This is a genomic window from Verrucomicrobiia bacterium (genome assembly GCA_026414565.1).
Taxonomy (GTDB): domain Bacteria; phylum Verrucomicrobiota; class Verrucomicrobiia; order Limisphaerales; family Fontisphaeraceae; genus Fontisphaera.
In genome coordinates this window covers 1-7,352 of record JAOAIT010000054.1, presented here as the reverse complement: position 1 = coordinate 7,352, position 7,352 = coordinate 1, and the positions used below count along the sequence as shown (strand labels likewise).

7 protein-coding genes and 1 pseudogene are annotated in these 7,352 nt (G+C 67.7%); 6 read left to right on the top strand and 2 right to left on the bottom strand.

The genetic code is table 11. The features are described from left to right. Together N3J91_12810 and N3J91_12805 are read right to left on the bottom strand one after the other, a co-directional pair. On the bottom strand, positions 1–787 hold a 787-nt coding region (locus N3J91_12810; protein ID MCX8157304.1), incomplete at its 3' end, for a small ribosomal subunit Rsm22 family protein. Next, the gene (locus N3J91_12805) at positions 784–1,623 is read right to left on the bottom strand and encodes an RNA methyltransferase (protein ID MCX8157303.1); all 840 of its coding nucleotides are present in this window, start codon (positions 1,621–1,623) and stop codon (positions 784–786) included. The genes N3J91_12805 and N3J91_12810, both read right to left, overlap by 4 nt. 236 nt (positions 1,624–1,859) lie before the next feature. On the opposite strand from N3J91_12805, the gene N3J91_12800 reads away from it, so the two are divergent. The 6 genes and pseudogenes from N3J91_12800 (at position 1,860) to N3J91_12775 (ending at position 6,796) form a co-directional block, all read left to right on the top strand. After that, positions 1,860–2,450, top strand: coding sequence for a hypothetical protein (locus N3J91_12800; GenBank protein ID MCX8157302.1), 591 nt, complete (start codon positions 1,860–1,862; stop codon positions 2,448–2,450). 38 nt (positions 2,451–2,488) lie between these two features. Further along, positions 2,489–2,893: a YlbF family regulator gene (locus N3J91_12795; GenBank protein ID MCX8157301.1), complete on the top strand. Its 405-nt coding sequence runs from the start codon at positions 2,489–2,491 to the stop codon at positions 2,891–2,893. A 44-nt stretch (positions 2,894–2,937) separates the two neighbouring features. Further along, positions 2,938–3,672, top strand: a complete 735-nt coding sequence (locus N3J91_12790) for a class I SAM-dependent methyltransferase (GenBank protein MCX8157300.1) — start codon at positions 2,938–2,940, stop codon at positions 3,670–3,672. Between the two features lie 218 nt (positions 3,673–3,890). Further along, on the top strand, positions 3,891–5,495 hold the full coding sequence (locus tag N3J91_12785) for a TIGR03790 family protein (GenBank protein ID MCX8157299.1): 1,605 nt from the start codon (positions 3,891–3,893) through the stop codon (positions 5,493–5,495). Between the two features lie 60 nt (positions 5,496–5,555). After that, on the top strand, positions 5,556–6,323 hold the full coding sequence (locus tag N3J91_12780; GenBank protein ID MCX8157298.1) for a sugar phosphate nucleotidyltransferase: 768 nt from the start codon (positions 5,556–5,558) through the stop codon (positions 6,321–6,323). A gap of 71 nt (positions 6,324–6,394) precedes the next feature. Continuing rightward, positions 6,395–6,796, top strand: a pseudogene (locus tag N3J91_12775) (PIG-L family deacetylase). The last annotated feature ends 556 nt before the right edge of the window (positions 6,797–7,352 follow it).

Genomic DNA, 7,352 nt, shown 5'->3' with positions numbered 1-7,352 from the left:
GGCGGAAGCTGTGCGGGGGGAGGGGCGGGGCGGGGCGGCGGTCGAGGACGAGGCAGCTCAAGGGGGGGCTGCGGAGGGCCACGCCGGCGGGCTGGCCGAAGCGGACCCAGTCGCGGTCGGCGAAGATTTCGGGGGGCGGGGTGGCGAAGTGATGGCACCAGTGGGGGGCGTTTTCCGGGGCGAGGAGGCCGCAGCGCCGGCGATGGGTGCAGGGGGCGATTACGTCGAATTCGGCGCGCAGGATTTCGCGGGCGGCAATGAGGGCGCGGCTGGTTTCGTAGTCGCCAGATTCCACCCAGAGGACGGCGGTGGCGCGGCGGAGGGTTTCCAGCAGGGCGGAGAAGGCCGGGGGGGAAAGCTCGGAGAGGACATGGCTGAGGATGAGGACGGCCGGGGTGGCGGCGGGGGGTGCGGGGGCGATGGTGAGGCCGGGATACTTGGCGCGGGCGCGGTCGGCGGCGTATTGGACGGCGAGGAGGGAGCGGTCGTGGAGCCAGAGGGGATGGTGGGCGGCGGTGCCGTAGTGATCGAGAAATGCGCGGCCGGCGACGCCGCTGCCGCAGCCCCAATCGAGGAGGGGGCCGGGGGGAGGCTGCCAGTGGCGGCGGTCGAGTTCGGCCAGGAGCCAGTCCCATTTCCAGCCGATGCGCTGGGCGAAGGTCTGGTCGTAGCTGTCGAGGTCGCGGCGGGAGAGCCAGTAATCGCCGGCGCCGGCGGTGCGTTGGAGGAAGGCGGTGCGGAGGCGTTCGAGGGCCGGCCAGTCGAGGGATTGCCAAAGTTCGCTCATGGCAGGGGTTGGGGGTTGCGGCCCATGGCGCCGCGCTGGCGGGCGGTTTCGTAACAGAAAACGGCGGCGGCGGCGCCGACGTTGAGGGAGTCCACCTGGGGGGCCATGGGGATGGCGACCCATTCATCGCAGACGTCGAGGACGGCGGGGGAGAGGCCGGAGCCTTCGCTGCCGAAGACGAGGCAGCAGTCGCCGGCGAGCTGGGCCTGGGGGAGGGTGCGCTGGTCGGTGTGGGGGTGGGCGGCGACGAGGCGGACGCCGCGGGATTTGAGGTAGCGGAGGCTGTGGGCGAGGCAGAAACACTCGACGACAGGGAGCCAGAAGATGTTGCCCATGGAGCTGCGGACGGCGCGGCGCATGTAGGGGCTGCTGGAGGTTTCGCCCTGGAGGAGGGCATGGACGCCGAAGGCGGCACAACTGCGGACGAGGGCGCCGAGGTTTTCGGAGTTGTTGATGCCGTCCACGGCGACGAGAAACCAGGGGCGCGGGGAGCGGTCGAGGGCCTCGGGGAGCGGGGTGGGGTTGGGGATGTGGGCGACGGCAAAGACGCCCTGATACATGGAGAAGCCGGTGAGGCGTTCGAGGTCCTCTTTTTCGGCGACAAACACTTCCACCAGTTCGGGGCGGGCTTCGAGGCGGGGGCGGAGAATTTCGAGCCATTTGGGGGGCATGACGGCGGAGATGAGGGTGAAGGGGGTGTCGAGGAGGCGTTGCACGATTTTCTCGCCTTCGGCGACGAAGATGCGCTGCTGGTGGTGATCGCGCTGGGCCTTCATGGTGCGGTAGGGGAGGAGCAGGGGATGCTCCAGCGTGGTCAGCGGTTGTGCATGCAACATGGGATTATTGCAAGGGGAAGAGCGGGAGCGGCGCAATGAAAAAGAATGAAGGCAGGGCGGCGGAGCTTGGGGGGAGAGGGGAAAGGAAAAGGGGGAAATGCAAAATGCAAAGTGCAAAGTGCAAAATGGGGGAGGCGGAGGCGAGGGGGTGGGAAAAAGCGGTGGTTGGGGTTGACAAGGCGGGGATAAGGCCGCACTGTTAGAGGGAGGCTCCTGCTGCGCGCATGAAACAGCCCATGAGAATCCTTTTGTTGACCGCCTTTTTGCTGGGCGGCGGGGGGTTGTCTGCCCAGGTGGGGCCGGCGGAGCGGATTCTCAAGGAGCGGGCGCGGGGGGTGACCAATGACGTGAGCCAGCGCAGCGGCAATCCGAATTACACGCCGCCCGCCAAGGGACGTCCGGCGGCCCCGCCGGCGGCGGCGCCGGCGGCGGTGCGGTTGCCGGAGTTGACGGAGGCGCAGCGGAAGGCGGCGCGGCAGTTGCGGCAGGATTTGGAGGCGGTGGCGGCGGGGAAGGAGAAAACGCCGACGCAGACGTTGACGCAGGATTTGTTGCAGGCGGCGAGCGGGCCGCGGGCGCCGGGTTTGAATGCGTTGATGGCGGTGGCGAGTGATCTGGCGGCGGTGTGGGGGGCGCAGAAGTGGACGGGGGCGCAGCAGGAGGCGTTTGTGGAGGGCGTGATCCATTTGCTGAACAGTGATTTGCCGCCGGCGGCGGCGCAGTTGGCGCTGCGGCAGGCGGAGGCCCTGCTGGAGAAGAGCGGGGCGCCGGGCGCGGAGGCGCGACGGCTGGCGGGGAGTTTGAAACAACTGAATCAGGGGCGTTAAGATTTCGTACCTTGGCAGCAACGACAATCCAATCAACTATGAGCCTGACCCAACCCGACGGCGCGGTAATGACAAAGGTGCGCGAGCTGTGCTCGACGCTGGCGGCAGATCCCGCGTTTCACCAAATCCGAGATCGCATTGGCGCGTTCATGACTGATGAACAGGCGCAGATGCAATATGAAGACGTGGCGGCGCTGAGCCAGGCGTTGCAACACAAGCAGCGCCAGGGCATCCGGCTGACGGAGGAGGAGATCGCGGACTTTGAGAGCCGGCGCGATCAGTTGCTGGCGAATCCGGTGGCCAAGGGTTACCTGGACGCGCAGGAGGAGATGCATGCCATCCGGCAGTCGGTGGCGACGTATGTGATGAAGACCTTCGAGCTGGGCCGGCTGCCGCAGGAGGATGATTTTCATAACTGCGGCCACGGCTGCAGTTGCGGTTAAGCGCGGCTGGCGGCCGGCTTGCGCATGCCGCTGAACGCCACGCCATGGTCCGTTCCTACTACCAGCCCGGCGCCGGCCGCGCGGCGGGGGTGGAGGATTTGTTTGCCGGCATAGCGCCGCGCTACGATCTGCTGAATGATTTGCAGAGTCTGGGGCTGCACCGGTGGTGGAAGCGCCGGCTGGTGCGGCTGGCGGGGGTGCCGCCGGGGGGCCGGGCGCTGGATTTGTGCTGCGGGACGGGGGATGTGGCGCTGGGGTTTGCCCGGCGTGGGGTGCAGGCGGTGGGGCTGGATTTCAGCGGGCCGATGCTGGCGGTGGCGCGGCAGCGGCAGGAGCGGCTGGCGCGGGGGGGCCGGGGGCTGGCGGTGGAATGGGTGCGGGGAGACGCCTTGAATCTGCCTTTTCCGGAGGGGCACTTTGACGCGGTGACCATCAGTTACGGGCTGCGGAATCTGGCGGATGTGCGGCGGGGGCTGGAGGAGATGTTGCGGGTGACGCGGGCTGGGGGGCGGGTGTTGGTGCTGGATTTTGGGAAGCCGGAGCCGCGTTGGTGGCGGGCGGTGTATTTCTTTTACCTGGGGCGGGTGGTGCCGCTGTTGGGGGCCTGTTTTTGCCGCAATGCGCCTGCTTATGCGTACATTTTGGAGAGTCTGGAGCATTATCCGGCGCAGGCGGGGGTGACGGCGCTGTTGCGGGAATTGGGGTGCCGGGAGGTTGAGTTGCAGAACATTCTGGGGGGCGCGATGAGCATTCATTGCGCGGTGAAGCCGGCGGGGTGAGGGCGGGCGGGTGGCTTGACAAAAGTGGGCGGTGGCGACAAGATGAAGGCTCCTAAGGCTTCCCTTCAGCCTGCGGGCTGAAGCATCCTGCGAAGCCGGTTAGGGGGCTGGGAGGCCCCCTTCCTTTTTTTTGGGGTGTGGCGGCGGGCGAGGGGTCATGCGGGCTTGATTTCTGCGGGGGTTGTGGGTTAATCGGCCCCGGCGCCGGTGGCGCGTGCATGAGAGATTTTTTTTCATTATTCATCGGGCTGGGGCTGGTGGCGGCCGGGGGGCCGGCGGGGTGGGCGGCCGGGGCGGAGAGCCGGGAGGCGGGGGCGGTGGTGGTGGTGTACAACCGGGAGGTGCCGGATTCCCAGCGGGTGGCGGAGCATTACGCGGCGCGGCGTGGGGTGCCGGGGGATCGGCTGGTGGGGCTGGCGCTGCCGCGGACGGAGGTGATGAGCCGGGCGGAGTATGAGCAACAACTGCGGCAGCCGCTGCTGCGGTGGTTGACGGAGAACGGGCACTGGCAGTATGGCGGGGGGGGAGCGCCGACGGGGCTGCCGGTGCGGGCGGGGATCCGGTATGCGGTGTTGTGTTATGGGGTGCCGTTGAAGATCCGGGCGGAGCCGGGTTTGAAGGAGGCGGGGGCGGCGGGGTTGCTGCCGGCGCTGCAGCGGAATGAGGCGGCGGTGGATTCGGAGCTGGCGTGTCTGCCGGGCAGTGTGACGAATTATTTGATTACGGGGGCGCTGCCCAATCCCTTTCATGCCACGACGAATGTGGGGCGGCTGCATCCGACGAACGGGTTGCTGCTGGTGACGCGGCTGGACGGGCCGACGGCGGAGGTGGCGCGGGGGCTGGTGGACAAGGCGCTGGCGGCGGAGAGTAACGGGCTGTGGGGGCGGGCGTATATTGATTTGCGGCAGACGACGGACACGAATTACGCGCTGGGGGATCGGTGGCTGGCGACGGCGGGGCAGATGTTGTGGCGGATGGGCTATTGGGTGGAGGTGGACACCAATGCGGCGACGTTTGGGGCGGGTTATCCGATGAGCCAGATTGCGTTTTACGCGGGGTGGTATGAGGAGCATGTGTCCGGGCCGTTCACGCTGCCGGAGGTGGAGTTCATGCCGGGGGCGTTTGCGTATCATTTGCATTCGTTCAGCGCGGCGACGGTGCGGGATGGGCGGCAGCATTGGGCGGGGCCGCTGCTGGCGAAGGGGGCGGCGGCGACGATTGGATTTACGGAGGAGCCGTATCTGGCGGGGACGCTGGATGTGCCGACGTTTGTGGCGAACTGGCTGGGGATGGGGGCGACGCTGGGGGAGGCGGCGTATGCGGCGCAGGGGAATTTGTCGTGGCAGACGACGGTGATAGGGGATCCGTTGTACCGGCCGGCGGGGCGGCGGGCGGAGGAGGTGCATGCGGAGCTGGTGGCGCGGGGGAGTCCGCTGGTGGAGTGGTCGCATGCGAAGGTGGTGGTGTTGAATCTGGCGACGGGGCTGACGCCGGTGGAGGTGATGCGGTATCTGGAGAATCTGACCAACACGAGCGGCAGCGCGGTGCTGACGGAGATGCTGGGGGATTTGTACTGGCAGAATCGGAAGTTGTTGGACGGGTTGTACACGGTGGAGAGCGCGTTGAAGCGGGGGCCGTCGCCGCAGCAGAAGGTGCGGTTGTATTTGAAGACGGCGGAGCGGCTGCAATTTTTGCAGCGGCACCCGCAGCGGCTGGCGTGTCTGGAGGCGCTGGTGAAGGAATTTCCCGAGCATCCGCGGGCGGCGGAGGTGAAGAAGGAGATTGAGGAGTTGAAGGCGAAGCTGGGGAAGCCGTCGTCCTGAGGGCGGCGGGGGGCGAATGGCGCTGGCGGATGGGGCGGGAATCGTTACTGAGGATGCGGGATGAAAGCAGTGATTTTAGCGGCGGGGCGGGGCACGCGGATGAAGGAGCTGACGCAGGCGCGGCCCAAGCCGATGTTGGTGGTGCAGGGGCGTCCGATCCTGGAGCATATTTTGTTGGGGCTGCAGGCGGCGGGGATCGAGGAGGTGTTTGTGGTGACCGGTTTTCGGGCGGAGGCGATCGAGGACTATTTTGGGGACGGGCGGCGGTGGGGGTTGCGGCTGCAGTATGGGCGGCAGGTGGTGCAGGACGGGACGGGGAAGGCGCCGGAGGTGGCGCGGGAGTTTGTGGGGGAGAGCGCGTTTTTGTTGACGTACGGGGATATTTTGGTGCGGCCGGAGACGTATCAGCAGATGCGGGCGCGTTTTGGGGGCGGGGCGTATGACGGGTTGATTACGGTGACGGCGGGGGAGGACGTGAGCAAGGGGGCGGTGGTGGTGGTGGATGAGCGGTTTGATTTTGTGACGCTGGTGGAGAAGCCCACGCGGGCGCAACTGGAGGAGCTGCGGGGGCGGGGGCTGCTGCGGGAGGGGGGGCCGTACTGGTACAATGCGGGGATTTACATATTTCGTCCGTGTCTGTTTGCGTACACGGCGCGGCTGGAGAAATCGCCGCGGGGGGAGTACGAGCTGACGGATGCGATTACGGCGATGGCGGCGGCGGGGCACCGGCTGGCGGGGCTGGCGATAGCGGGGCGGTGGGTGGATGTGCGGGATCCGGAGGTGCTGGCGCGGCTGGAGCGGGAGGCGGAGGCGGGCCGCGGGGGGTGAGGGCGGCGGGAGGCGTGGATTGCCGCTTGCCAGGGAGGCCGCGGGGCGTGATTTAATGGGGGCGGCAGCCTATGAAAGCCCTGTTTATTCACGCGCATTTTGATGATTACGAGTTCACGGCGGCGGGGACGTTTGAGTTGTGGCGGCGGCGGCTGGGGCCGGGATTTCGGGGGAAGGTGGTGGTGTGCACGGACGGGGAGGCGGGGCATCATGCGATGACGCGGGCGGAGACGGGGCGGCGGCGGCTGGCGGAGCAGGCGGCGTCGGCGCGGATTGGGGGTTACGAGTTTGAGCTGCTGCGGCTGGCGGATGGGCGGCCCGGGCGGGAGGGGTGTTTGACGCTGGACGCGCCGTTGCTGGCGGCGTTGTGGAAGTGCATCCGGGAGTTTGAGCCGGATTATTTGTTTTGCCCGCCGGTGGTGACGGATCCGCTGGCGGGGCTGCATGTGGATCATGAGGTGGTGGCGCAGGCGGTGCGGCGGGTGGCGTACCTGATCAATGTGCCGCATGCGTTCACGCCGGAGTATCCGGCGGACGAGCGAAATTCGCGGGCGTGCAAGGTGCCGGTGATACTCAACGTGTATGACACCTACATGACGGGGGCCAATGGGTTTGATCTGGCGGTGGAGGTGGAGGAGGTGTTTGAGGCGATCCAGGCGATGACGTGGTGTCATCAGTCCCAGATTTGCGAGTGGCTGCCGTGGGTGGGGCGGCATGCGCTGGCGGCGCCGGCGTCGTATGAGGCATGGGGCCGGACGCTGCGGGAGCGGTTTGAGCGCCGGAATCGGGAGCTGGGTTTGCGGACGCGGCGGGCGGTGGAGGTGTTCACGGTGACGGCGTGGGGGGAGGTGCCGGAGGCGGAGACGCTGCGGCGGGATTTTCCGGCGTTGCGGCGGGAGGCGGCGGCGTGGCGGCGGCTGACGCGGCGGCTGCGGCGGTGGCGCGGGGTTTGAGGGCGGGGGCGTGGGGGGCGCTTGCTGTTGGGCGGGGCGGTGCTATGCTGCGAGTGGCGGAGAACGGATTTGGCTA

Bases quoted from the DNA above. Each gene is read 5' to 3' on its own strand.
- N3J91_12805 (MCX8157303.1), bottom strand. From the start codon at position 1,623: ATGTTGCATGCACAACCGCTGACCACGCTGGAGCATCCCCTGCTCCTC.
- N3J91_12800 (MCX8157302.1), top strand. From the start codon at position 1,860: ATGAGAATCCTTTTGTTGACCGCCTTTTTGCTGGGCGGCGGGGGGTTG.
- N3J91_12795 (MCX8157301.1), top strand. From the start codon at position 2,489: ATGAGCCTGACCCAACCCGACGGCGCGGTAATGACAAAGGTGCGCGAG.
- N3J91_12790 (MCX8157300.1), top strand. From the start codon at position 2,938: ATGGTCCGTTCCTACTACCAGCCCGGCGCCGGCCGCGCGGCGGGGGTG.
- N3J91_12785 (MCX8157299.1), top strand. From the start codon at position 3,891: ATGAGAGATTTTTTTTCATTATTCATCGGGCTGGGGCTGGTGGCGGCC.
- N3J91_12780 (MCX8157298.1), top strand. From the start codon at position 5,556: ATGAAAGCAGTGATTTTAGCGGCGGGGCGGGGCACGCGGATGAAGGAG.